The following is a 23094-nucleotide window of genomic DNA, read 5'->3' as shown; positions in this document are numbered from 1 at the left end:
GGCTGACAGGACCACCATCATGACTCGCGAAAAGATCTACCTCTTCGACACGACGCTCCGCGACGGGCAGCAGACGCCCGGCATCGACTTCTCCGTCGAGGACAAGATTGCGATTGCGAGCATGCTGGATGAGTTCGGCCTTGATTATGTCGAAGGTGGCTATCCCGGCGCCAATCCGACCGATACCGCTTTTTTCAGTGAGAAGCGCACGACACAGGCTCGCTTCGTTGCCTTCGGGATGACGAAGCGCGCGGGCATCTCGGCTTCGAACGATCCCGGCCTGGCCAGCCTGCTGCAGGCCAAGAGCGACGCAATCTGTTTTGTCGCCAAAAGCTGGGATTACCACGTAAAGGTCGCGCTCGGCTGTACCAACGAGGAAAACCTCGAAAGCATTGCCGAAAGCGTCAAGGCCTGCGTCGCCGCCGGCAAGGAAGCCATGGTCGATTGCGAGCATTTCTTCGACGGCTACAAGGCAAATCCCGCGTATGCTATCGACTGTGCAAGGACGGCTTATGAAGCGGGTGCGCGCTGGGTCGTGCTCTGCGATACCAATGGCGGCACTCAGCCGCCGGAGATCCGTGCGATCATCGAAGCGCTAGTCGCCGCTGGCGTTCCGGGAAACTGTCTCGGGATTCATGCCCATAACGATACCGGCCAGGCGGTGGCCAATTCGCTCGCGGCTGTTGAGGCCGGTGTGCGCCAGATCCAGGGCACGTTGAACGGGATCGGTGAGCGCTGCGGCAATGCCAATCTCGTGACTCTGATCCCGACGCTGGCGCTCAAGGAAACCTACGCGCAACGCTTCGAGACTACGATCGACAACGACCGGCTGACCAACCTGACGCGGTTGTCGCATGCGTTCGACGAGCTTCTGAACCGCTCGCCCGATCACCAGATGCCGTATGTGGGCGCCTCCGCTTTCGCGACCAAGGCCGGCATTCATGCTTCCGCTCTGCTGAAAGATCCCCGCACTTACGAGCACGTGGCGCCTGACAGCGTCGGTAATTTCCGCAAGGTCATGGTCTCCGACCAGGGCGGCAAGGCGAACTTCATCAACGCCTTGAAGCGGCGTGGCATCGAGGTCGGCAAGGACGACCCGAAGCTCGACCATCTTATTGCGCTGGTCAAGGATCGCGAGGCGTCCGGCTATGCCTACGAAGGCGCCGATGCGAGCTTCGAGCTTCTGGCCCGCCGCACACTCGGAACCATCCCGGAATTTTTCTCGGTCGATGGCTTCCGCGTCATGGTCGAGCGCCGCTTCGATTCCCACGGCCGTGTGAAGATCGTCTCGGAAGCGGTCGTGAAGATCGTCATTGACGGGCAAACGATCATGTCGGTTGCCGAAGGCGACGGTCCGGTCAACGCGCTTGACCTTGCGCTGCGCAAGGATTTCGGCAAGTACCAACACGAAATCGACGATCTTGTGCTGGCGGACTTCAAGGTGCGTATCCTCAACGGCGGTACCGAAGCCATAACCCGCGTTCTGATCGAATCCACGGACAGCGACGGCGTTCGCTGGTGGACGGTCGGCGTCTCCGAAAACATCATCGACGCGTCGTTCCAGGCGCTGATGGATTCGGTGATCTACAAGCTGATGAAGAACCGCCAGCTGGCCGGCAAGATTGCCGCCGAGTAGGTTTCACGCACCGAAGACAAGGCCCCAATCGACTTCTGAATACCATTCCTTGCCCTGTCGCGGGCCTTTCCAGCGAAGCGCGCGAACCTGATCCATGCCACCCTTGTAGAAGGCGGCTTCCAGTCGCCTGTAGCTATCGAGCGCGCGCTTCACGGCTTCTCCCCAGACAAACGCAACTGGGCAGAGATACTCGGCTGCGTAACCATGTTCCTCGCGCCGGAACAGGAAGAATCCGGCATAGGAAGCAAGCCCCGTCGGCCCTCTCGCGTCGACATCGGGAACACCGAGCGGCAGGATGAGCCGGCCACCGACACGCAACCGCTCCACCCAGGCGTCAACGAGAAAGTGGATGGCGAAATTCACGTAGACGGCGTCTGTGGGCTCGCGCGGCCATTCGAGCCCGTCGCCGTGGACGACACGAACGTTCGGATAGGCGCGGAGATTTTCTTCTGCCCGCGTCGCCAGCTCGGCATCAAACTCCACGGCGGTCACATGGCCGCTACTGCCAACGAGCAGAGACAGGATCGCGGTATAGTAACCGCTGCCGGCGCCTACGTGGCAAACGGTGTCCCCCTCGCAGAGCGCCAGCTTGTGTATCCCCCGGGCGTGAAGGCTCGGGCTACCGTTGTTGATGTGCCGCCGATGCTGAAGCGCAAACAGTGCATCCTGATATACAGCTGCGGGATCGTCCGAGGCAATGTCGACATAACCGCCCCACCCCGCCATTTTCCACGGCGGCGGTCCAAGAAACCGCTCGCGCGGCACTGTCGCAAAGGCTCGCAGCAACGCCTCGTCACTGAGCACGCCTTCCTTCGAAAGCACCTGGGTGGCAAATGCCCTGCGGCTGTTCGCAAGAGCCTCGTCGTCCATGGTCCTCACCAGCGTGAAGGCCGGCATCCATTCACCGAAATGAATTGGCCTATTCACGTCCGTTAGGTTAAGCGGATCCGTAAAGAACAAATATGGAAACACTCGATGTCCGCCAATGCAAGCGCTCCGGTCGCCAAGAATGAAGACAGTCCACGCGGCTTCGCCTTTGCACTAACGGCCTATCTCCTCTGGGGTTTCCTGCCGATCTACATGAAGGCCGTGGCCCATATTTCTCCGGCCGAGGTCATCGCGCATCGCATTCTCTGGTCGCTGCCGCTGGCAGGCCTCGTGCTCATCGTGCTCGGCCGTACGCAGGACATCCGCACGGCCTTGCGGTCGCCGCGGATGCTGGCGATGGCGGCTCTGACCGCATCGCTGATCACGGTGAACTGGGGAACCTATGTCTGGGCGATCGGCACCGGCCATTCGCTCGACGCCGCACTCGGCTACTTCATCAATCCGCTGTTCAGCATCTTCCTCGGCGCCGTCGTGCTGAAGGAGCGGCTGCAACCACTACAGATCGCGGCCATCGTGCTCGCCGGTCTTGCGGTGGTTGTACTGGCACTCGATAGCGGCGGCCTACCGTGGGTGTCGCTGACGCTGACGATCTCCTGGGGTCTATACGCGCTGTTCCGCAAGACCTTGCCGCTTGGTCCGAACCAGGGCTTCTTTCTTGAAGTGCTGATCCTCAGCATTCCGGCATTCTTCTACATACTCTATCTCGAGCTTGGTACGGGCGAAGGGCACCTCTACCGCACGGGTCTGGCGGATACGGTGCTGTTGCTCGGCTGCGGTGTCGTCACCGCCGTGCCGCTCATGATCTACGCGAACGGCGCCAAGCTGCTGCGTCTATCGACGATTGGGATCATGCAGTACATCGCGCCGACGATGATCTTCCTCATCGCGATCTTCATTTTCCACGAGCCGCTCGGCACGGCGCGCATGATCGCCTTCCCGCTGATCTGGGCCGGCCTCGTTCTCTATAGCTGGGCGATGCTGCGCGGCAGCAGGGAGCGCTAAGGGGCGACCGAACGGGCGAGCGAACCAAAATACCGTTCTAACGTCAGAATCGACGGGACGCTGGTCCCTCGCCCCGGTGGCGCCCTACATCTTTGAGATCACCGCATCTTCGCCGTCGCGATCGACAGAGGCGATCTCGGCAGCTTGCGCCATGATGCCGGGGATGATTTCCGAAATGTCGTCGATGACAAGCGGCTGGACGCGATGGGCGGTGTGAACGAAGCCTTCGTCCGTCATATGCCGCAACAGCTCCATCATCGGATCCCAGAAGCCGCCGATGTTGGCGAATACCATCGGCTTCTCATGACGGCCGAGCTGTGCCCATGTCATGATCTCGACGATCTCCTCCAGCGTGCCTATGCCGCCGGGCAGCGCCACGAATGCGTCCGAACGCTCGAACATCGCATGTTTGCGCGTATGCATGTCAGGGGTTACAATCAACTCATTGAGCTGGCCGAGGGAATGGCGCGTAGCCTCCATGTCGATCAGGAACTCCGGAATGATCCCGGTTACCTGGCCCCCGTTCGAAAGCACGCCGCTCGCCACAGCCCCCATGATGCCTTTGGTGCCTCCGCCATAGATGAGGCGTAGGCCATACTCGGCGATTTCCTTACCCAGCGTACGGCCAGCGGCCATGTGGCGAGGATCGCTGCCCGGTCGCGAGCCGCAATAGACACAAATGGAGCGAATGGAATGAGATTGATCTGTCATACGGGCAAACAACTATTCTCTCTGGCTCCAGTCAAGAAAAATGACGGAAAACCTGTCTCTTACATTTGCCCGGCTACTTTGACTGCTTGTGCAAAGCAGCGGGAATCGCTAGCAATTTTAGGAAGTCCGGCAAGATTGCCGCCTGGGGAGACGTGATGATGAGAAACCGTGCCGGCTTGCTGGCTCTTGCAGTGCTTGTAGTCGCAATTCTTTTGATGGTATTTTTCGTCATGCCCCGCATCGGCGGAGACGCCGCAAAAGTTGGTGACGCAATCAACCAGGCCGGCTCCGAGGTGAAGAAGACGGTCACCGAATCGGCAAAGACATCCCGCCCCGCAGCTCCAGACGACGCCGCCACGACACAGACAGTCGGGCGCCTTGCTTCGGAAGCGGGCCAGTCGATTTCGGAACTTAAGGCGCTCTTTGCTGACGGCAAGGGCCCGACCCAGGAAGTTTTCGAAGCAGCTAAATCGAAGGCGACCACGTCTCTCCAGACTCTTGCAGATCTCGCGATCCCGGATGGCACGAATCCGGTCACGGCGGCTGCCGCCACCAAGGCCAAGGATGGCGCCGCCAAGGCTCTGACCATCATCAAGGCCTTGCCGGAAAACACTGCCGATGCGGCAATGGCGGTTGCAAAAGCTGAGGCGACGCTGACCGGCTCCACGGAAACTGGCACGGCGGCGAGCCAGCCGTCGCCGGCGGCTACCCCAACCGAAAATGCGAGCAACCTTCCGACGTTCGACGTGCTACGCGTCGAGCCGGACGGTTCTACCGTCATAGCCGGCTCGGCCGAGCCGAACAGCAAGCTTGAAATCGTCGACGGCGACACGGTCGTCACCACCACCAACGTCGGCCCGACCGGCGATTTTGCTGCGGTGCTGGACAATCCGCTTGCCGCCGGCGATCATCAACTCGTCCTCCGAGCCACCGGCAAGGACGGCAAAGCGTCGACATCTGAAGAGGTTGCCACCGTTTCCGTTCCGAAGGACGGCAAGAGCTCCGAACTGCTGGCGATGGTCTCCAAACCAGGAACTGCGAGCCGCATCATCACGGCACCCAAGCCAGACGCCCAGGTTGCCTCCAATGGCAATGTTGCGCCGTCGGATCAGCCTGCAGCTCCGGCCCAGACACCGAGTTCGACAGATGTTGCGAATGCGCCAGCAGCTGCCGGTGCACAACCCGGCCCTGCTGCGGCCGCTGATGTCATGGTCAACGCCGTCGAGATCGAAGGCGATAAGATCTTTGTCGCTGGCATGGCAAAGCCGTTGGCAAATGTGATTGCCTACGCGGACGACAAGATGATCGGCAAGGCAAAGGCCGGTCCAGATGGTCATTTCGTCGTCGATGGCGTCATGCCGCTTTCCGTCGGCGATCACAAGATTCGCGTGGACGTTCTCGATGACGCCGGCAAGGTCGCTGTTCGCGCCTCCGTCAATTTCAACCGTCCGGAAGGAAATCAGGTGACGGTTGCGGCGCAGGGCGCCGGCTCAACACCCGCAGCCTTACCCGCGACGGTGCCACTCGATGAAAGCGCACTTGGAAAGCTGAAAAGCGACGCCGCCAAGGCCTTCTCTCTGCTGAGCGGACTGTTCGCCGACGGCAAGATACCAGGCGCGGAGCAGCTTGCCGCCGCCCGCTCCGCCAACGAGTTCGCCCTGCGCGCCATCACAGAATTCCGCCCCGCAGCCGATGCGACTGCTGAGTTCAAGCAACAAGCGTCCACCGCAGCACAAACCGCTGCAGGGGCACTGAAGACGGTACAGGCCTTGCCGAAGGATGCGAAATCGGTTGGCGCTGCGTTGGCCCAGCTCGGTACTGATATCGCGCAATTGACGAGCCCTGCGCTGGTGCCAAGTGCGCCCGCGACGAACGAAGTCACAAGCGGTCAGGGCGAGCCGACGACGATCGAGCAGGCGCCGCTTGCTCCGAGTAACGAGACAGTCATTATCCGCCGCGGCGATACGCTCTGGCAGATTTCTCGACGTATCTACGGCGCCGGCGTTCGCTATACGACCATCTACGTCGCCAACGAGGACAAGATCACCAACCCGGACCGTATCCTGCCGGGCCAGATCTTCGGGCTTCCGAAGGATGCCCTGCCTAACGCAGAAGAGCTTCACCGGAAGCGGATGTCCGGCGAACATCTCTAGTACGCTGATACAATAAAAAGAGCGGCCGGACGGAGATCACGTCCGGCCGCTCTTTTCCTCTGGCGTCGATCTGTTGTATTGCTCCCGCCAACCCCTATATGGCGGTGACGACGATCATGTCCGGCGAAGCCTTTCGGCATTTCCGCCGCTCCCAAATTTGTCGGCAACGCAGCGCCATCAGCGCCTTTCGGCGGGAGATTCGCATGGCAAACGGCAAAACAGTCTCTGATTCCAACCTGCTGCGGACGCTGTTCAATCTCTGGCCCTACATGTGGCCGACCGGTCGTACCGATCTCAAGATGCGCGTCGTCTGGGCGTCGGTCTATCTGCTTGTCTCCAAGTTCGTCCTGCTGCTCGTTCCCTATTTCTTCAAGTGGTCTACGGATGCGCTGAACGGCAGGATGGACCTCGCCGGGAAAGTGCCGGACCTTTTCGTCGGGGCGACGGCGTTAGTGATCGCCTACAACGTCACGCGCCTCCTCCAACTCGGTCTGAACCAGTTACGCGATGCACTCTTTGCCAGCGTCGGACAACACGCCGTCCGGCAGTTGGCCTACAAGACGTTCGTGCATATGCACGAACTGTCACTGCGCTTTCACCTGGAACGAAAGACCGGTGGATTGTCGCGGGTCATCGAGCGGGGCACGAAAGGGATCGAGACCATCGTCCGCTTCACGATCCTCAACTCCGTTCCGACGCTGATCGAATTCCTGCTGACCGCCATCATCTTCTGGTGGGGCTATGGGTTTTCCTACCTCGCCGTCACCGCGTTCACAGTCTGGGCCTACATCTGGTTCACGATCCGGGCCAGCGACTGGCGCATCGCCATCCGCCGCACGATGAACGACAGCGACACCGACGCCAACACCAAGGCGATCGACTCTCTCCTCAACTTCGAGACGGTCAAGTACTTCGGCAACGAGGAGATGGAGGCCCGGCGCTTCGACAGGTCGATGGAGCGCTATGAGAAAGCGGCGACTGACGTCTGGACTTCGCTCGGCTGGCTGAACTTCGGCCAGGGCGTAATCTTCGGTCTGGGAACGACTGTCATGTTGATCCTGTCAGCCCTCGCGGTCCAACGCGGCGAACAGACAGTCGGCGATTTCGTCTTCGTTAACGCAATGTTGCTGCAGCTCTCCGTCCCGCTGAACTTCATTGGCTTCGTCTATCGCGAAATTCGCCAGGGGCTGACCGACATCGAGCAGATGTTCGATCTCCTTGAAGTCAAGGCCGAGGTGAAAGACGCACCCGATGCCGCCCCCCTGGATATCAAGCAAGGCGCCATCTCCTTCAAGGACGTGCATTTTTCCTACGACCCCGCCCGACCGATCCTCAAAGGCATTTCCTTCGAGGTGCCGGCCGGCAAGACCGTCGCAGTTGTCGGCCCGTCTGGGGCGGGAAAATCGACATTGTCGCGTCTGCTCTATCGTTTCTACGATATCCAGAGCGGTTCGGTCTCCGTTGACGGCCAGGATGTCAGGGCGGTGACGCAGAAGAGCTTGCGATCGGCGATCGGCATGGTTCCGCAGGATACCGTCCTTTTCAACGATACGGTTGCCTACAACATCCGCTACGGTCGCCCATCCGCCAGCGACGCAGAGGTAAAGACTGCCGCCGAAATCGCGCAGATCGCTCACTTCATCGATCTGTTGCCGGAAGGCTTTGACACCAGGGTCGGCGAGCGCGGCCTGAAGCTGTCCGGCGGCGAAAAGCAGCGCGTCGCAATCGCGCGAACGGTCCTGAAGGCGCCACCGATTCTCATCCTCGACGAGGCCACTTCTGCCCTAGACACCACGACCGAGCGAGACATCCAGACCGCGCTCGATGTGGTATCGAAGAACCGCACGACGCTGGTCATCGCCCACCGCCTGTCGACAGTCATCGGCGCCGACGAGATCATCGTTCTGAAGAGCGGCGAGATTGCTGAACGCGGCACCCACGCAGAACTCCTTCAAAAGAATGGCCTATACGCCTCGATGTGGAACCGACAGCGTGAGGCCACGCAGGCCGAAGAGCACCTGAAGCAGGTCCGCGAAAATGACGATTTGGGTATCGTGAACAGGCTTGCGCCCGCGAACTAGCCTGGCAATTCGACTGCTTTACTGTTCAGAAGCACGTCATAGATGTGGGTCGAGGAGGTGCGGCATTGCCGACGCCGCGGTTTCCTTGTAACCAGCGGTGAGAAAAGAACGCTAGGAGCGCGGTATAGATGAGCTTGTTCAATACGGTACGCAACACCATCGTCCCGGTGCACAAGGAAGGTTATCCCTTCATCGCCGCGTTCTTCGTCGCATCGCTGGTTTTGGGATGGATCTTCAAGCCACTGTTCTGGATCGGTCTGATCCTGACACTCTGGTGTGCCTATTTCTTCCGTGACCCCGAGAGAATGACGCCTCAGGACGACGATCTCGTCATCTCCCCGGCTGATGGCAAGGTTTCATCCGTCCAGATGGTCGTACCGCCGGTCGAGCTGAATCTCGGCAGCGAGCCGATGCTGCGCATCTCGGTGTTCATGAACGTCTTCAACTGCCACGTGAACCGCTCGCCGGTGCGTGGCCGGATCGTCAGCGTGAACTACCGGTCGGGCAGCTTCGTGAACGCTGAGCTCGACAAGGCGAGCGAAGACAACGAACGCAACGGCCTTGTCATCGAGACCAAGCATGGCCAGATCGGTGTCGTGCAGATTGCCGGCCTTGTTGCCCGACGCATCCTTTGCTGGGCAAACCCGAACGACCCGCTGGATGCCGGCGAACGCTTTGGCCTTATTCGCTTCGGTTCGCGTCTTGACGTATTCCTGCCGGCAGGCGCGGCGCCCCGGGTGACGCTCGGCCAGACGGCAATCGCCGGAGAAACCGTGCTGGCCGAATTCGGCTCAGCCAAGGGTCCGGTCGTCAGCCGTCGAAGCTAACAGCACTGGAGAGCGACATGGAAACGCCCTTCCCGCCCTTCGAACCGAACGGCCCTCCGGATGATTCGGGTCGCGGACCACGGCTTCGCGAAATTCCGTTTCGCCTTATCATTCCGAATCTCATCACGATTCTGGCGATCTGTGCCGGCCTCACCGGCATCCGGCTCGCCTTCGAGAACAGGTACGAGCTGGCGGTCGGCATGGTGCTTCTTGCCGCGTTCCTCGATGGGATCGATGGGCGAGTAGCGCGCCTTATGAAGGCAACGTCGAAGTTCGGCGCACAAATGGACTCGCTGGCTGATATCGTGAATTTCGGCGTCGCGCCGGCGCTCGTTGTCTATGTCTTTGCGCTCGATCAGGCCCGTTCGATCGGCTGGATCGCCGCCCTGATCTATTCCATCGCCGCGGGCCTTCGTCTGGCGCGCTTCAACGTCATGGCCGAGCGTGAGAATAAGGCATCGTGGCAGTCGGAGTATTTCGTCGGTGTGCCCGCGCCGGCCGGCGCGATGCTCGTGCTGTTGCCGGTCTACCTCGGCTTCCTCGGCCTCACGACGGATCGCACCTTCGCCTATCTCTCCTCCGCCTATACCGTGCTGATCGCCTTCCTGCTCATCAGCCGCCTGCCGGTCTGGTCCGGCAAATCCGAAGGCAGCAGGCTGCGGCGTGATCTCGTGCTGCCGGTCATGCTTGGCGTCGTTCTATACGTCGCCCTGCTGTCGAGCTTCACCTGGGAGGTCATGGTCGTGACCGCGGTGCTTTACCTTTGCACGCTGCCGTTCGGCGCCCGGAAATGGAAGCGCAAATACGGCACGCTGACGATCGAGGAACCCGGCGTCGGCGAAGACGATATCGGACGCCACATCTGACACTTTCCCGCGCTCCTTGCGGACATAGGCCTGACTCAAGCCTCGCGAATTATGCATTGGATTCATAATTCCTGATATGCGGCGCCTCGATTTTGTCGCTATTGCAGGCAAAAGAGCAATAAATATAAGAGTCTAGGGACAGCACGTGAGGAGAGTATTGTGACCCCGAAGAAGACAAGCGTCGAACAGCCGGCAAAGTCGGACCTCAGCGCTAACTACCGCCCGCTCGGCCTGAAGGCCGTCCTTGCGGCCGCCCTGATGCTCAAGAGCAAGCCACCGCTCGTCAAGAAGCTCGCCTAGCGATCGAAGCCGCCATAGCGGCAGACAACGACAGCCCAGAGCGGGCTTCTATTTCCGTCATCGAATTGAAATTGCAGCGCGCGTCTGATGACGCGCGACTGATTGTTACTGCTTGCCGACAGGCCGGAAGCCTAGGCCGGGTGGAGGAAGCGGACGAGCAGACTGATTGCCAGCAGTCCCATGACAATGCCGATGATGACGTCAAGGACCCGCCAGGCGGCTGGCCTTGCAAAGATCGGCTGCAACAGCCGAGCGCCGTAGCCCAAACCGAAAAACCAGATGAACGACGCGGTCGCGGCGCCGATGCCAAAGGCGATGCGATCCACTCCGTTGTAGGCGGCGGACAGGCTGCCGATCAGGACGACCATATCGAGGTAGACATGCGGGTTTAGGAACGTGAAGGTCAGGCAGGTTGCGACGGCTGCCTTCAGACCCAGTGGTCTCGGAGAATCAGCCTGCATTGCGCCCGGGTGAAAGGCCCTGCGAAATGCCACCACGGCGTATGAACCGAGGAAGATTGCCCCCCCTATCGTCACGACTGAGAGCAGAATTGGCGATTGAGCAACGAGGGTGCCTAGCCCGCCAACGCCGGCCGCAATCAGCGCTGCATCCGACAGTGCGCAGATGAGGCACAAGATGAAAACATGCGACCGGAGCAGACCCTGGCGCAGGATGAATGCGTTCTGCGCTCCGATCGCGATGATGAGCGAGGCGCCAAGGAAGAAGCCGGCAAGTGCGGCCGAAATGGAGATCATGGAATGTTCCGGAAAAATGATGCGGTGGGATTATCGGATTAGAAGAAGCTGAGCTGGCCGTCGTCCGGCTTTTTCTTTTCGGGCCGCGACGGCGGCTTTTCCACGCTCACCCTATCTTGCAGATCAGCGCCCATATTGGCGACTTTGTTGACCTTGTCGGAAACGGGGATTGCCTCGAAAAAATCCTCCTCAACCGGCCTCATCAGGTCGGCAACGTCGCGCGGTTCTTGCGTCTTGCAATCCAACCAGCGGGAAAAGTCTTCGGGTTTGATGACGACAGGCATGCGGTCATGGATCGGAGCGATCGCCGCATTCGCCGCAGTCGTCAGGATCGCGCCGGTATCGACTTCCGAACCGTCGGCAGAGGACCACGTCTCCATCAGGCCCGCGAAGGCGACGACACCGCCGCGGCGCGGCCTGATCCAGTAGGCCTGGGACTTCTCGCCGCTCGCCTTGCTCGGGCGATGCCATTCGTAAAAGCCGGAGGCAGGGACGAGGACGCGCCGGTGGCGCATGGCGGCGCGAAAGGAGGCCTTGCCGATCGCAGTTTCGGCGCGGGCGTTGATCAGCAGCGGAAACTGCTTCGGATCCTTCACCCAACCGGGCGTAAAGCCCCAGCGCACGAGCACCGCGCGCCGTTCCGGAAGGTTGCTGCCCTTTTCGCGGGTTTCATCCGAGACGACAATGAGGACGGGTTGGGTCGGGGCGATGTTGTAGCGCGCGGGAAAGTCCTCGAGATCCATGATCCCGAGGATTTCCTTCAATTCTTCAGGGGATACCGTCAGCGCATAGCGTCCACACATAGGAGTGTCTTTGCACTCCGATCCGCTGCGGTCAAGGTTCGCTCAGCTGCGCGGCGCGAACAGGATCATGGCGGTGCCGCAGAGGCAGACGAGTGCACCACCGATGTCCCAGCGGTCGGGGACACGGTTTTCCACAATCCACAGCCAGATCAGCGAAGCCACGATATAGATGCCACCATAAGCGGCGAAGGTGCGGCCAGCGGCCTCAGTTGGCACGAAGGTAAGGAGCCATGCAAAGAGCGCCAGAGACACCATGCCCGGCGCTAGCCACCAGGCGGGCTTTGCCATCCGCAGCCATGCCCAGAAGGCAAAACAACCGGCAATCTCGAACACTGCAGCAGCGGCATAGATGATATAGGTCACGACAGCTCCTTCGAATCGCCGAGTTCAATATATCCGGTGGAACGGCGGCGGCGCCAAGCAAGCCAACACAAGATCGACGTGGCATCCCATGAGTTCAATTCCGAAGGCCGCATCCTCGGCTATCCTCCAGCGTGGAGACCGGTTCTTGCTCGTGCTCCGGCGCAATCCGCCGTCGGCCGACATGTATGCGTTCCCCGGCGGACGGGCTGAGCCCGGCGAGACGCCCGAGGAAGCTGCCTTGCGAGAACTCGAGGAGGAAACCGGCATAACAGCTCACAGCCCTGAGCTCTTCGCGACATACGATCTGAAGACACATGCCGCCGACGGCGCTGTCGTCAGCCACTTCTTTCTGTCGGTATTTCGCGTCGAGGCCGACGGGGCCGCCATCGCAACCGCAGCCGACGATGCGGCTGCTATCGGCTGGTTCACCGTTGAGGAAATCCGCCGGCTGCCAGTGCCGCAAAGCGTGCTGGAATGTGCCGAACGGCTGGCATCCAGTGGTGAATAAGACAGTGGAAATTCTTGACCGCGCCTTGTTCCCGTCACGGTCAGAGTATCAACTATGAGCATGATTCCCGTTCGACGCGTGTTCTTGTCTCTTGCACTATGCGCAAGCGCCGCCCTACCCGCTCCCGTACGGGCACAGGGTCTAACGCCGACAGTGTTGCCGGAGGAAAATGCGCCAAAAACGGTCACCGTTCCCTACGACGACAAGCTTTCGCGGCTTGCCGAAGTATTGGGGTCGGTTCACTACCTGAGAACTCTCTGCAAGGCGGAAAACAGCGGCGAGTGGCGCGCGCGAATGCAGCAATTGCTTGATTCAGAGGCCAAGGACGAGCCGCAACGCAAGGAACAACTCACTGCCGCGTTCAATCGCGGCTACCGTGCTTTTGCGTCCGTTTATACGGATTGCACGCAGGCAGCCATCGTGGCAGAAGAGCGATACCGTAACGAAGGTGCAACACTTGCCACAGAAATTACGTCGCGGTTCGGAAATTAACGGTTAATTAACCTCTTTTCACTGGCGGCCGTGTCGTTTTGGGAAAAGGCTGATAAGGTTGTTAACTACGCAGTAAGGCATGCAGTTTGAGGAAATGACAATGGAACCAAGCCTCAATGACATCGACGACATGATCGTTCATGAGAAGACTCAGGCGGCCTTGGAGTACCATAACGAAGCCTGGGCCGACGGCATGGCAGACGGGATCGAACCCGAGATCATTGCCGATACAGCAATCATCCATGCGCTACGTGAAACCATTCGACTTCATGGCGAAAACAGCGCGGAAGCGCTATTGGAATCCTTACGCGAGCGCATGCTCGCCGGCGAGTTTTCTCCGACCCGCACCCTGCAATAACGATCACAGAGAGTTTCATGCATTCCGCTAGGGACAATGCTTCGCGGCCCGCGATCGTGCCGCTTTTGCTTGCAATCGGCCTTAGCGCCAGCAGCTTTCTGACCGGGACGTCAGCCCTGGCACTTTCCGAGCTGCAAAAGACTCAAGGACAAACTGAACAGAGCGCTCCCGGGCAAGGCGGCGACAAGCAGGCGCCCTCTCCGACCGCGCCCGGCGTGCCGATGCCCGACCCGTTGGTCAACTCGCAGGCCGGCCAAGGCAACGACAAGACGCCCGGCGCGCAGGACAACTCGAAGCCTGTCGAGGTCATCTACGATATCAGCAAGGTTCCTGAGCCCGTTCGCAAGATGCGGGAACAGATCGTCGAGGCTGCCGCTTCCGGCGATCTCGAGCGGCTGCGTCCCCTGCTCGGCACTGGTGCCACGCAGACACAGGTAACGGTCGGCGAGCCGACGGACGACCCGATCAGCGCGCTGAAAGACCTGTCGGGTGATCCCGAAGGCGATGAGATCCTGGCGATCATGCTTGACGTCATCTCAACCGGCTTTGTCCACGTGGGTCAGGGTACGGCTGACGAGATGTACGTCTGGCCCTACTTCGCCGAAAAGGATCTGAAAGCTCTCACGCCTCCCGAGCGTGTTGAATTGCTGCGAATCGTGACGGCCGGCGACCTTTCCGACATGCAGGAATTCGGCGGCTATAATTTCTATCGGCTGGGCATCACTCCCGACGGTAAGTGGAAGTATTTCACCGCCGGCGACTGAGACTTGCGATCCCCTCAGCGAAGACATACTTCTGAGCGATAACGAACGCGACAGGTGCCGCCATGCCAGCCGTATTTCTGAAGAACCGCTCGCTCGTTCACGTCGGCGGCTTGGAGGCTCAATCCTTCCTGCAGAACCTGATAACCACGGATATTGCCTCGCTTCCAGCCGACGAGGCGCGGCCGGGCGCGCTGTTGACCCCTCAGGGCAAGATCCTGTTCGACTTCATGATCTGGCGGGACGGCGATGGGTTCGTCCTGGAGACCGACGACCATCAGCGGGACGCGCTGCTTAAGCGGCTGACGATGTACAAGCTGAGGGCAGCCGTCGACCTATCGACCGCCGGCGAAGGTGTCACCGTTTCCTGGGAGGGCGAAAGCAAGGGGCCTGTCGACAGCCGCTTTGCCAAGGTCGGTCTTTCGCTCGTTCGGCAGCCGGGGCAGCACGGAATTGATGACCTCGACGCCTACCACGCCGTGCGTATTGCAAACGGAATCGCCGAGTCGGGACAGGACTATGCACTTCAGGACGCATTCCCGCACGATGTGCTGATGGATTTCAACGGTGGCCTGTCCTTCAAGAAGGGCTGCTATGTCGGCCAGGAGGTCGTCTCGCGCATGCAGCATCGTGGAACTGCGCGCCGTCGCGTTGTCACGGTGAAGGCCGAGGCGACCCTGCCACCTTCCGGCACGGAGATCACCGCTGCCGGCAAACCGGTCGGCACGCTTGGGTCGGTCGTGGGGAACGGCGGCCTTGCGATCGTTCGTATCGACCGTGCGGGAGAAGCCATGGCTGCCGAAACGCCACTGCTCGCAGGCGACATCCCCGTAACCCTGGAACTGCCTGCCTGGACCGGGCTGACATTTCCGTCAACGGCGGACGAGGCCAGCGCGTGACGGTAAAGGCGCCGCGCGCGTGGCAGCGCATGCTTTCCGGCCGCCGGCTTGATCTGCTCGACCCTTCACCACTCGACGTTGAGGTGAGCGACATCGCGCATGGGCTCGCGCGCGTTGCCCGCTGGAATGGACAGACGTCGGGAGACCATGCCTTTTCCGTCGCCCAGCATTGCCTTGTCGTGGAGGATATCTTCCGTCGGCTGAACGACACGACAGCCGATCAATGCCTGATGGCGCTGCTCCACGATGCACCCGAATATGTCATCGGCGATATGATTTCACCGTTCAAATCGGTCGTCGGCGGCGGATACAAGGCCGTCGAGAAGCGGCTGGAGGCTGCGGTACACCTTCGCTTTGGCCTGCCACCCCACCCGACACGCGAACTCAAGGAGAGGATCAAGAAGGCCGACACCATCGCCGCCTACTTCGAAGCAACACAGCTTGCCGGGTTCACACCGGCTGAGGCGCAGAAGTTCTTCGGCCAACCGCGCGGGATCACGAAAGACATGCTTCTAATGACACCGCTCCCGGCCGTCGAGGCGCAGCGCCTCTTTTGCGAGCGCTTCGAGACGATCGAGGCCATGCGGGGCAGCAAAGCATGACCACGATCGTTGTCGCCCCTCTCGCCAGGATCGCCGAGATGGCGGTCAGGCACGGCGCGCGTGAGATGATCAGCCTGATGGCGAAGGAGCAGGCCTTTCACCGCCCTGCGGTGATCCAGGCGCACCGGCACTTGCTCCTCAACATGAACGACATCGCCTTCAAGGGAACCGGAAACCTTGTCGCGCCGGATGAAACCCATGTGCGGCAGATCATCGATTTCACCCGTGATTGGGATCGGGTTGCGCCGCTGCTGATCCATTGCTGGATGGGCGTCTCCCGATCACCCGCGGCAGCCTTGATTGCCGCCCTCGCCGTCTTTCCGGAACAAGAGGACATGGTGCTCGTTCGCCGGCTTCGCGCTGCCTCGCCCTTTGCCACACCGAATACACGGCTGGTTCAGATTGGTGACGACGTGCTCGGACGACGGGGACAGCTCGTGGCCGCGGTTCGTTCCATCGGCAGGGGCGCGGACGCGGATGGAAACGCGCCTTTCGCACTCACTTTGAACGACCAAACCGCCGGAACGTTTTGAGTCGATACCGGTTAACCCTCTAGAAGAGGTTGATCGATGCCGCTGCAGAACTATCGCGATACGTTTATAAGCTGCTTGGCCACTCTCAAGAGCCTGACAGGCGCGTCGGATGAATATGTCCGTTTTCGCTGGCAGGCGATCTATCTCACGCGGGACCGATTTTCCTATTTTTTCCGCGGGGATCTCGATGGTGTCAAGACGAGCTTCTTTGGCCAGCAGATGGACGTGACAAACGGCGCCATCTGCTCGGTTCCGACACGTTCGATCGCCCTCTATGGAGCGACATTCGGTTTGAATGAGACTATCACGGTCTACGATGGGCCTCAGAGATCAGTCATCGACGTTGCGCATGCATTCAGCGAAGAAGGCGTTGAAGATTACCAGGCCGAGTTCTTCTACGTGAAGATGAGCTTGCTGCACGCGACCGATGACAGCCGAGCGGGATTGGGCGATGATCCCCTTCTGCGTGAGAATACCAATATCATATTCGTGGGGCTCGAAGATCGCGCGACTGCCGATCTGCTCGAAGGGAGCGGCGTCGGGCGATTGATGGCGACTGACAAGCCTATGGCATCAAGCGATTGGTATGCCGAGCGATATTACTATCGCTGAGTCGGTACGAATTACTTGATGACGCCACAGGCGAGGCGCTCACCTGCGTCCCCCGCAGGTTGGCTGCGATAATCATCGGAATTGGAGTGAACGATAAGCGCTCGACCGCGAATGCCGTCGGTCTTGCCGTCGAGGGTGACCATGCTGTCAAAAATTTGCGCCCGCAGAACACCGTCCTGGTCCACATACTGGTTCGGCATGTCTCCGGCATGAGGTCCTTTTGCGGATAACAAGCCGTGTTCGGCATTGGTGGGATTGAAGTGTTTTCCGGCTGACTCGTGATGGCCGGCAGCATCACAATTGCCGGTCTCGTGGACGTGGAAGGCAACCCATTTGTTGGCGGGCAGTTCAGTCACCTCTACTTCGATCAGCACACCGCCGTTTGCCGCGGTCGTCAGCGTCGCCCGGCCGCTTGCTTTCCCGTCCTTGTCAACAAAGTCGGCGGTGGCAGTTTGCTTCTCCTGAGCCATTGCCACCGACGAGACGTATATGAACGCCAGAGCGGCGATCGAGAGTGTTGTTTTCATTGGAGCTTCCTTCCGTGCGTCGTCGTTTCCAACGTGTGAGGCACGAAGCTGTTCCTGAAACGGCAACAAAGAAAAAGCCGGCCTTAGCGGCCGGCTCTGCAAATTTCAGCGTGCACAACGTGATCAGATGTCGAGATCATACTGACCGTAGGTGCTCTTATAGAGATCGGATGAAGCGCTCTGCTGGGACTGCGGATAAAAGTTGACGCTACCGCTCTCGCGCGTGCCCATCATGAACGCAAGCACGCTATCCGACAGCTTGGGCGCGAATTCCTGGCTGCCACCTTCTTCGCCGAGCTGCTTCAGAATGCCCGGCTTCTCATCAGCCGCCCGCTCGCCACGGCTCAACACGCCATCGCCGTTTGTGTCCAGCCGCGACAATGTCGCAAGGTATGCGTAGGACGTATCACTAACCGATGAAACTTGGCTCATACAAACCTCCACTCACCGCCGTTTCGGTGATGTTTGTACGCAATACGAAATGGGGAAATTGAAAGACTAAGCGGTCGTTAAACTGATTTGCGCACTGCGTCAATAAGCTGTTAACACGCCATTAACTATGATTGACAAAGTGTGATCTTCCAGCATCGGTTGCCCGGGCCCTACGTTCAATTCGCCTGGTTCTGAAGGCAATACGACAACATCCACTCAAATATAGTGCCCACGATATATTCGTTTGCGGTGCAATAGAATTTTAATGCGACCGAGGGATTATCTCCTCCACGGTGCGCTGCGCCACGTGAGTTTTTAAATTGCCCAGACAATAGTTTTTCGATTGCTTCAAAAGGTTCTTTCATGTCTGACGCGCAGCGTCGCAATTGCAGGCTAGTAGGCGACTCTCAGGATTCCGCTCAACGGCTTTTCTCTCCCGAAATCGAGATTGCCGCATATGGATGCTGAGACCCTCTTCCGGCAGCAATGTACGAGCGCTGTCGGCGGGGACGGCTCTGCAAACGCTGAGCGTCTGGTGGATCTCGTTGTCGAGACGTATCGGCTGCAGGCAGGAAAAGCGCGGGCGACCGAGCATCGATTTCAGCGGCTGAGCCACGACACCGACAGACTGAAAGGCACGCTTGCCGAAACGACGGCAAAACTCACGGAACAGCGACGCCTCTTTCAGATCGTACTCGACAACCTGCCAGAAGGGCTGAGCGTCTTTGACGCAGAACAACGCCTGATCGTCTGCAACACGCGCTTCCGACAGCTTTTCGGGTTCAGCGCTGATGGCGCATCGCCCGGGGCCTCCATGGGATGGCTGATTGGGAAGGTTCGCGGCACCGAGCGAGTCGAGCAAAAGGTTTCCCGTTTGCGTGACGCCAGCCCGCAGGGCGGACACATCCGTCACCGCGAATGGATGATGGATGACGGACGGACGATCCGGAGCGTTATCACCGTTCTGCCCGATGGCAGCAACATTTCCATCCACGCAGACATCACCGAGGAGCGCCGGGCGGCCGAACGGATCGCCTACCTTGCTCATCACGATCCGCTGACTGGGCTTCCAAACCGCATCAGCCTCAGGGAACGCATCGACGCAGCACTGCTCGGCCGCAAACCGGACGAACAGATCGCACTCGTACACCTCAATCTTGACCGCTTCAAATCGATCAACAACACCCTCGGCGTTTCGGCCGGAGACAAGATCCTGCGGCAGGTCGCCGAGCGCATCCGCATGTCGGCAGGCGCCGGCAACGTCTTGGCGCGCCTCGGCTCCGACGAATTCGCGATTTTGCAATCCGGCCGCCAGCAGCCATGGAATGTCACGGCTCTTGCCGATCAAATCCGGCGGGAACTGTCGGAACCGTTCTTCCGGGGCGAGAAGGCCGTCGAGCTCAGCGTGTCGATGGGTATCGCCATCAGTTCACAAGATGGAACGGAGACCGATATCCTGCTGAAGCATGCCGGGGTCGCACTGTCGCACGCCAAGAGCAGCGGCGGAAAGGGCGAGCGCTTTTTCACCGCCGACATGGAAGCGCAAATCGAGGCGCGGCATGCACTGGAAGCGGATTTGCGAAAGGCCGTCGAGCGCGAGGAATTCGAGCTCCACTATCAGCCGCTCTACGACCTCAGCCAGCAACGTATCTGCGGGTTCGAGGCGCTCGTGCGGTGGAACCACCCGACGCGCGGTCGGGTGCCGCCGCTGGAATTCATCCCCCTCGCCGAAGAGGTCGGTCTCGTGGTCGACATTGGCCGCTGGGTGCTGCGCCGCGCGTGCCGCGATGCCGTTTACTGGCCTGAGGATATCAAGGTCGCGGTCAACGTATCGGCCATTCAATTCACGGACAGTGACCTCCCAAGCGACGTCGCGGCAGCCCTTGCTGAAGCCGGGCTTGCGGCCGGTCGCTTGGAAATCGAGATCACCGAAAGCGTGCTGATGGAAAATCTCGATGAGGCTCTGCCGATCCTGCACGTGCTCAAGCAAAGCGGCATTCGCATCGGCATGGACGATTTTGGCACCGGCTATTCGTCCCTCAGCTATCTCCGGCGGTTTCCGTTCGACAAGATCAAGATCGACAAGTCGTTCGTCAACGGCATCGTCGAAGACAAGGAAGCCTTTGCGATCATGCGCGCCATCATTCTTCTCGGTGACGCGCTCGGCATGCGCGTAACGGTGGAGGGGGTAGAAACGGCCGAGCAAATGGCCTTACTTCGGTCTGAAGCGTGCGATGAAATCCAAGGCTATCACATCAGCCCGCCACGGCCTGCCGTTGAGGTCCCTTACCTGCTGTCACAGCTGCCGGAACACGAAAGGTTCAAGGCGAGCTGAACGGCAGCTCGTTGCGACTCTTGGTTCCGGCGTTTATGGAAGGACACCATTCTTCCAACACGGTGATCCCATGTTCCAGGCCAAGGCCTTCGCTCCTTTTGAAAAGCTTGCCAGCGATCTCGTGATCCACTCGTCAGAAGGCGACGACGGTTCGCATGACATTGCGCATGTGCTGCGGGTCTTCAAGAACGCAATGCGGATCCAGGCTCTCGAGGGTGGTGATGCGAGAATCCTTGCTGCCGCCGTCCTCCTGCATGACTGCGTCGCCGTGGAAAAGAACTCCCCTATGCGATCGAAGGCCTCTCTGCTGGCGGCAGAGAAGGCATCGGCCGTTCTCGCTGAGCTTGACTGGGACGGCGACGACATCGCAGCCGTGGCGCACGCCATTGTCACGCATAGCTTCTCGGCCAACGTTGCGCCAGAAACACTGGAGGCGAAAATACTGCAGGATGCCGACCGGCTGGATGCAATAGGTATGATCGGGGCTGGTCGCTGCTTCTACATCGGTGGCCGAATGTCATCGGCACTCTACGATCCATTCGATCCTTCCGGCAGCAATCGCCAACTGGACGACAAGCGCTTCGTCATCGACCACTTTCAGACCAAACTGTTCAAACTGGCCGATGGCTTTCAAACTAAGGCCGGACGCGCGCTTGCGGCAGAGCGCGATCAACGGCTACGCGACTTCCTCGCGGCATTCATGGACGAAATCTAGGAGCACTTGATGCGCATTACCGATCTTTTCATCTATCCGCTCAAGAGCACCCGAGGCATCGCGCTGGAGTCGTCAGAGATCGATGCATTTGGGCTTCCGGGCGACCGGCGTGCGATGATCACCGACAGGGACGGACACTTCATCACGCAACGCGAATTGCCGGACCTCGCTCGCATCGGTGTTCAGGCCGGGCCTTCGCAGCTCCATCTCAGCATGGGCGACAAGCAGATGGTTGCGCTGATCCCTATGGCCGCGAAGCGGATGGATGTTTCGATCTGGAAGTCCATCGTCAATGCCGCAGTTGCCGACGACGCCAGCAATCACCAACTCTCGGAATGGCTTGGTCGAGATGTGAAGCTGGTCTTCTTCGATCAGGATGCCAAGCGTTCCGCCAGCGCAGAATGGGCCGGCGAAGGCACGCCGGTCACGTTCGCCGATGGCTACCAGATCCTGGTGACGACAACCGGCTCCCTGCGGGCGCTGAATGCCGACCTGGAGACACACGGCGAAGGCCGCGTCGGCATGGAGCGGTTCCGGCCCAATATCGTGGTCGATACGGAAGAGGCTTGGAAGGAGGACCGTTGGGCGGCGATCGAAATCGGCGGCATTCGTTTTGATCTGGTCAAACCCTGTGCGCGTTGCATCATGACGACGCAGGACCAATCGACCGGATCGCGCGACGTTCCGAATCCGATGCCGGCCATGGGTCGCATTCGGATGTCAGCGGACCGGCGCGTACCCGGCCCGCTCTTTGGTTGGAATGTCACCCCGCGCGGAACCGGCAGGATCACGGTTGGCGATACAGTCAGAGTTGTCGAAGAAAGACCCGAGGGTTGGACCTTCAAGGTGCGCAACCGCGCCTAAGTCCGAAGCTGAGCAAGAGTCTCGTCGATTTCCGTCATCACCGCAGCAGGTAGCGGGCCTGCGGCCAGCGCGCCGGCATTCTCTTCAACCTGGGCGACGGTTCGGAAGCCCGGGATCGGCAAAGTTCGGGACGAGCGCGCCCACAGCCACGCCAGCGCGCCCTGCGTGAGCGTTCGACCGCCCGACTTCAGCAGCTCGCGCACCGCCTCAAGTCTCGCGGCGAACTCCGGCGCGATGCGCCCATCCTTGAAATAGATCATCCAATCCAGGCTCGCTCCGCGAACATCCTTGTCACCGACCTTCGTGTCGGCGCTGAATTTTCCGCTGAGCAATCCCATCGCCAGCGGCCCGCGGTTGATCGAGATCAGTCCATGCCGCTCGATCACCGAGATCATATCCGGCACCGGCTCGAAGACGTTCATCGTGTGCTGGACAGAAACGAAGCCAGGACGCGCTGCATGTCGCGCAGCCCGATCGCGATAGTCGGTACTCCAGCCAAAGGCGTCGACCTTACCTTCACTGCGCAGTTTCTCCAGCGTTTCGAAGACGTCATCCGACTGCTCGAGCGGAAAGTCGTTCAAGTGGAACTGGAGCAGATCGAGACGATCCCTCTTCAGCCGACGCAGCGATGTTTCCGCCGACCGCCTGATAAAGTCGGCGTCGGCAAAGGCCCCAGTTGCCTGCTTCGTCTCAGGATTGGTTGCGAAACCGAACTTGGTCGCAACGACAACGTCGCTGCGGTTGCCGATCGCCTCCCCAAGAACCTCCTCGGAATGCCCAGCGCCGTAGTTCGAGGCCGTATCAAAGAAACGAATGCCGAGCTCGATTGCACGATGAATGGCAGCGATGGATTCCTTGTCATCGACCTCGCCCCAGCCAAGCGGCGTATCGCCAGCATAGAACGGCCCTCCGATCGCCCAGCAGCCCATGCCCAGGCGCGGGATTTCATTGCCGTTCCAAAGATTTATTGTGGTCGTCGTATCGGGTTTGGTCAGCATGGCCTACTCCTCCAATCGCTGGGCTGTATGCGATCGACATAGGAAGATGTCCGAGGCGCGTAAAGCGCCTGCG

General features: G+C 60.0%; 26 protein-coding genes. 18 read left to right on the top strand and 8 right to left on the bottom strand.

Annotated elements, in window-relative coordinates:
- Window positions 1-19: 19 nt before the first annotated feature.
- A complete protein-coding gene (gene cimA / locus FHX16_RS14520; protein WP_183859427.1) occupies window positions 20-1636 on the top strand; it encodes a citramalate synthase in 1617 nt (538 codons plus the stop codon).
- A gap of 3 nt (window positions 1637-1639) precedes the next feature.
- Here cimA and FHX16_RS14515 read toward each other — a convergent pair whose 3' ends face one another.
- The gene (locus FHX16_RS14515) at window positions 1640-2506 is read right to left on the bottom strand and encodes a protein-L-isoaspartate O-methyltransferase (protein WP_183859429.1); all 867 of its coding nucleotides are present in this window, start codon (window positions 2504-2506) and stop codon (window positions 1640-1642) included.
- 105 nt (window positions 2507-2611) lie between these two features.
- Here FHX16_RS14515 and rarD point away from each other — a divergent pair, with 105 nt between their 5' ends.
- Window positions 2612-3526 carry an EamA family transporter RarD gene (gene rarD, locus FHX16_RS14510; RefSeq protein WP_183751608.1) on the top strand — a complete coding sequence of 305 codons (915 nt, stop codon included), beginning with the start codon at window positions 2612-2614 and terminating at the stop codon, window positions 3524-3526.
- A gap of 84 nt (window positions 3527-3610) precedes the next feature.
- On the opposite strand, the gene FHX16_RS14505 is transcribed toward rarD, so the two are convergent.
- Window positions 3611-4237 (bottom strand): TIGR00730 family Rossman fold protein, encoded by a 627-nt coding sequence (locus FHX16_RS14505; protein ID WP_183751610.1) that lies wholly within the window; start codon window positions 4235-4237, stop codon window positions 3611-3613.
- Between the two features lie 155 nt (window positions 4238-4392).
- On the opposite strand from FHX16_RS14505, the gene FHX16_RS14500 reads away from it, so the two are divergent.
- The 5 genes from FHX16_RS14500 (at window position 4393) to FHX16_RS14480 (ending at window position 10464) form a co-directional block, all read left to right on the top strand.
- Window positions 4393-6390, top strand: coding sequence for a LysM peptidoglycan-binding domain-containing protein (locus FHX16_RS14500; RefSeq protein WP_183859431.1), 1998 nt, complete (start codon window positions 4393-4395; stop codon window positions 6388-6390).
- A gap of 203 nt (window positions 6391-6593) precedes the next feature.
- Complete coding sequence (locus tag FHX16_RS14495) at window positions 6594-8471, top strand: ABC transporter ATP-binding protein/permease (RefSeq protein WP_183859433.1); 1878 nt, start codon at window positions 6594-6596, stop codon at window positions 8469-8471.
- Between the two features lie 128 nt (window positions 8472-8599).
- A complete protein-coding gene (locus tag FHX16_RS14490) occupies window positions 8600-9298 on the top strand; it encodes a phosphatidylserine decarboxylase (protein WP_016553405.1) in 699 nt (232 codons plus the stop codon).
- Window positions 9299-9315: 17 nt separating this feature from the next.
- Window positions 9316-10164, top strand: a complete 849-nt coding sequence (gene pssA / locus FHX16_RS14485; protein ID WP_114712176.1) for a CDP-diacylglycerol--serine O-phosphatidyltransferase — start codon at window positions 9316-9318, stop codon at window positions 10162-10164.
- Between the two features lie 159 nt (window positions 10165-10323).
- Window positions 10324-10464: a hypothetical protein gene (locus FHX16_RS14480; protein ID WP_183751616.1), complete on the top strand. Its 141-nt coding sequence runs from the start codon at window positions 10324-10326 to the stop codon at window positions 10462-10464.
- Window positions 10465-10595: 131 nt separating this feature from the next.
- Here FHX16_RS14480 and FHX16_RS14475 read toward each other — a convergent pair whose 3' ends face one another.
- From FHX16_RS14475 to FHX16_RS14465, 3 genes are read right to left on the bottom strand one after another with little or no spacing between them, the layout of a single operon-like run.
- Entirely contained in the window at window positions 10596-11219 is a 624-nt protein-coding gene (locus FHX16_RS14475) for a LysE/ArgO family amino acid transporter (protein ID WP_183859435.1), read from the bottom strand.
- A 38-nt stretch (window positions 11220-11257) separates the two neighbouring features.
- Window positions 11258-12022 carry an SOS response-associated peptidase gene (locus tag FHX16_RS14470; RefSeq protein WP_183859437.1) on the bottom strand — a complete coding sequence of 255 codons (765 nt, stop codon included), beginning with the start codon at window positions 12020-12022 and terminating at the stop codon, window positions 11258-11260.
- A 42-nt stretch (window positions 12023-12064) separates the two neighbouring features.
- A complete protein-coding gene (locus FHX16_RS14465) occupies window positions 12065-12385 on the bottom strand; it encodes a YnfA family protein (RefSeq protein ID WP_183859439.1) in 321 nt (106 codons plus the stop codon).
- 88 nt (window positions 12386-12473) lie between these two features.
- Between FHX16_RS14465 and FHX16_RS14460 the strand changes: the two genes are divergently transcribed.
- The 8 genes from FHX16_RS14460 to FHX16_RS14425 all read left to right on the top strand — a co-directional run bounded on the left by FHX16_RS14460 (window position 12474) and on the right by FHX16_RS14425 (window position 17150).
- Window positions 12474-12893 carry an NUDIX domain-containing protein gene (locus FHX16_RS14460; RefSeq protein WP_183859441.1) on the top strand — a complete coding sequence of 140 codons (420 nt, stop codon included), beginning with the start codon at window positions 12474-12476 and terminating at the stop codon, window positions 12891-12893.
- Between the two features lie 60 nt (window positions 12894-12953).
- The gene (locus FHX16_RS14455) at window positions 12954-13385 is read left to right on the top strand and encodes a TIGR02301 family protein (RefSeq protein ID WP_183860717.1); all 432 of its coding nucleotides are present in this window, start codon (window positions 12954-12956) and stop codon (window positions 13383-13385) included.
- 100 nt (window positions 13386-13485) lie between these two features.
- Entirely contained in the window at window positions 13486-13743 is a 258-nt protein-coding gene (locus FHX16_RS14450; protein ID WP_114712503.1) for a hypothetical protein, read from the top strand.
- 17 nt (window positions 13744-13760) lie between these two features.
- On the top strand, window positions 13761-14507 hold the full coding sequence (locus FHX16_RS14445) for a hypothetical protein (RefSeq protein ID WP_183859443.1): 747 nt from the start codon (window positions 13761-13763) through the stop codon (window positions 14505-14507).
- 62 nt (window positions 14508-14569) lie between these two features.
- Window positions 14570-15403, top strand: a complete 834-nt coding sequence (locus FHX16_RS14440) for a folate-binding protein YgfZ (RefSeq protein ID WP_183859445.1) — start codon at window positions 14570-14572, stop codon at window positions 15401-15403.
- Window positions 15400-16005, top strand: a complete 606-nt coding sequence (locus FHX16_RS14435; RefSeq protein WP_183859447.1) for a YfbR-like 5'-deoxynucleotidase — start codon at window positions 15400-15402, stop codon at window positions 16003-16005. The genes FHX16_RS14440 and FHX16_RS14435 overlap by 4 nt, the downstream gene beginning before the upstream one ends.
- Window positions 16002-16538 (top strand): tyrosine phosphatase family protein, encoded by a 537-nt coding sequence (locus FHX16_RS14430; protein WP_183859448.1) that lies wholly within the window; start codon window positions 16002-16004, stop codon window positions 16536-16538. Before FHX16_RS14435 ends, FHX16_RS14430 begins: the two co-directional genes overlap by 4 nt.
- Window positions 16539-16574: 36 nt before the next feature.
- On the top strand, window positions 16575-17150 hold the full coding sequence (locus tag FHX16_RS14425; protein ID WP_183859450.1) for a hypothetical protein: 576 nt from the start codon (window positions 16575-16577) through the stop codon (window positions 17148-17150).
- Window positions 17151-17161: 11 nt separating this feature from the next.
- Here the strand turns inward: FHX16_RS14425 and FHX16_RS14420 are convergent, their stop codons facing one another.
- Window positions 17162-17677 (bottom strand): superoxide dismutase family protein, encoded by a 516-nt coding sequence (locus tag FHX16_RS14420; RefSeq protein WP_183859452.1) that lies wholly within the window; start codon window positions 17675-17677, stop codon window positions 17162-17164.
- A gap of 123 nt (window positions 17678-17800) precedes the next feature.
- Window positions 17801-18109, bottom strand: coding sequence for a hypothetical protein (locus tag FHX16_RS14415; RefSeq protein ID WP_183751638.1), 309 nt, complete (start codon window positions 18107-18109; stop codon window positions 17801-17803).
- Window positions 18110-18566: 457 nt separating this feature from the next.
- Between FHX16_RS14415 and FHX16_RS14410 the strand changes: the two genes are divergently transcribed.
- From FHX16_RS14410 to FHX16_RS14400, 3 genes are all read left to right on the top strand, one after another.
- Window positions 18567-20444: a bifunctional diguanylate cyclase/phosphodiesterase gene (locus FHX16_RS14410; RefSeq protein WP_183859454.1), complete on the top strand. Its 1878-nt coding sequence runs from the start codon at window positions 18567-18569 to the stop codon at window positions 20442-20444.
- Window positions 20445-20514: 70 nt separating this feature from the next.
- A complete protein-coding gene (locus tag FHX16_RS14405) occupies window positions 20515-21159 on the top strand; it encodes an HD domain-containing protein (protein ID WP_183859456.1) in 645 nt (214 codons plus the stop codon).
- 9 nt (window positions 21160-21168) lie between these two features.
- Window positions 21169-22023 carry an MOSC domain-containing protein gene (locus FHX16_RS14400; protein ID WP_183859457.1) on the top strand — a complete coding sequence of 285 codons (855 nt, stop codon included), beginning with the start codon at window positions 21169-21171 and terminating at the stop codon, window positions 22021-22023.
- Here the strand turns inward: FHX16_RS14400 and FHX16_RS14395 are convergent.
- Window positions 22020-23021 carry an aldo/keto reductase gene (locus tag FHX16_RS14395; RefSeq protein ID WP_183859459.1) on the bottom strand — a complete coding sequence of 334 codons (1002 nt, stop codon included), beginning with the start codon at window positions 23019-23021 and terminating at the stop codon, window positions 22020-22022. The genes FHX16_RS14400 and FHX16_RS14395 overlap by 4 nt on opposite strands.
- Window positions 23022-23094: the final 73 nt, after the last annotated feature.

The organism is Rhizobium sp. BK661, assembly GCF_024808825.1.
GTDB lineage: Bacteria > Pseudomonadota > Alphaproteobacteria > Rhizobiales > Rhizobiaceae > Rhizobium.
Note: the sequence above shows the minus strand (reverse complement) of the source record. Positions and strands in the feature narration are given on the sequence as shown.

What these genes read in the sequence shown, in the direction of transcription:
- FHX16_RS14455 (WP_183860717.1), top strand. Translation starts at nt 12,954, where the DNA reads ATGATTCCCGTTCGACGCGTGTTCTTGTCTCTTGCACTATGCGCAAGC.
- FHX16_RS14405 (WP_183859456.1), top strand. Translation starts at nt 20,515, where the DNA reads ATGTTCCAGGCCAAGGCCTTCGCTCCTTTTGAAAAGCTTGCCAGCGAT.
- FHX16_RS14495 (WP_183859433.1), top strand. Translation starts at nt 6,594, where the DNA reads ATGGCAAACGGCAAAACAGTCTCTGATTCCAACCTGCTGCGGACGCTG.
- FHX16_RS14505 (WP_183751610.1), bottom strand. Translation starts at nt 4,237, where the DNA reads ATGACAGATCAATCTCATTCCATTCGCTCCATTTGTGTCTATTGCGGC.
- FHX16_RS14430 (WP_183859448.1), top strand. Translation starts at nt 16,002, where the DNA reads ATGACCACGATCGTTGTCGCCCCTCTCGCCAGGATCGCCGAGATGGCG.
- FHX16_RS14420 (WP_183859452.1), bottom strand. Translation starts at nt 17,677, where the DNA reads ATGAAAACAACACTCTCGATCGCCGCTCTGGCGTTCATATACGTCTCG.
- FHX16_RS14450 (WP_114712503.1), top strand. Translation starts at nt 13,486, where the DNA reads ATGGAACCAAGCCTCAATGACATCGACGACATGATCGTTCATGAGAAG.
- FHX16_RS14410 (WP_183859454.1), top strand. Translation starts at nt 18,567, where the DNA reads ATGGATGCTGAGACCCTCTTCCGGCAGCAATGTACGAGCGCTGTCGGC.
- FHX16_RS14500 (WP_183859431.1), top strand. Translation starts at nt 4,393, where the DNA reads ATGATGAGAAACCGTGCCGGCTTGCTGGCTCTTGCAGTGCTTGTAGTC.
- FHX16_RS14515 (WP_183859429.1), bottom strand. Translation starts at nt 2,506, where the DNA reads ATGGACGACGAGGCTCTTGCGAACAGCCGCAGGGCATTTGCCACCCAG.
- cimA (WP_183859427.1), top strand. Translation starts at nt 20, where the DNA reads ATGACTCGCGAAAAGATCTACCTCTTCGACACGACGCTCCGCGACGGG.
- pssA (WP_114712176.1), top strand. Translation starts at nt 9,316, where the DNA reads ATGGAAACGCCCTTCCCGCCCTTCGAACCGAACGGCCCTCCGGATGAT.
- FHX16_RS14400 (WP_183859457.1), top strand. Translation starts at nt 21,169, where the DNA reads ATGCGCATTACCGATCTTTTCATCTATCCGCTCAAGAGCACCCGAGGC.
- FHX16_RS14395 (WP_183859459.1), bottom strand. Translation starts at nt 23,021, where the DNA reads ATGCTGACCAAACCCGATACGACGACCACAATAAATCTTTGGAACGGC.
- FHX16_RS14425 (WP_183859450.1), top strand. Translation starts at nt 16,575, where the DNA reads ATGCCGCTGCAGAACTATCGCGATACGTTTATAAGCTGCTTGGCCACT.
- rarD (WP_183751608.1), top strand. Translation starts at nt 2,612, where the DNA reads ATGTCCGCCAATGCAAGCGCTCCGGTCGCCAAGAATGAAGACAGTCCA.
- FHX16_RS14460 (WP_183859441.1), top strand. Translation starts at nt 12,474, where the DNA reads ATGAGTTCAATTCCGAAGGCCGCATCCTCGGCTATCCTCCAGCGTGGA.
- FHX16_RS14415 (WP_183751638.1), bottom strand. Translation starts at nt 18,109, where the DNA reads ATGAGCCAAGTTTCATCGGTTAGTGATACGTCCTACGCATACCTTGCG.
- FHX16_RS14490 (WP_016553405.1), top strand. Translation starts at nt 8,600, where the DNA reads ATGAGCTTGTTCAATACGGTACGCAACACCATCGTCCCGGTGCACAAG.
- FHX16_RS14440 (WP_183859445.1), top strand. Translation starts at nt 14,570, where the DNA reads ATGCCAGCCGTATTTCTGAAGAACCGCTCGCTCGTTCACGTCGGCGGC.
- FHX16_RS14445 (WP_183859443.1), top strand. Translation starts at nt 13,761, where the DNA reads ATGCATTCCGCTAGGGACAATGCTTCGCGGCCCGCGATCGTGCCGCTT.
- FHX16_RS14475 (WP_183859435.1), bottom strand. Translation starts at nt 11,219, where the DNA reads ATGATCTCCATTTCGGCCGCACTTGCCGGCTTCTTCCTTGGCGCCTCG.
- FHX16_RS14470 (WP_183859437.1), bottom strand. Translation starts at nt 12,022, where the DNA reads ATGTGTGGACGCTATGCGCTGACGGTATCCCCTGAAGAATTGAAGGAA.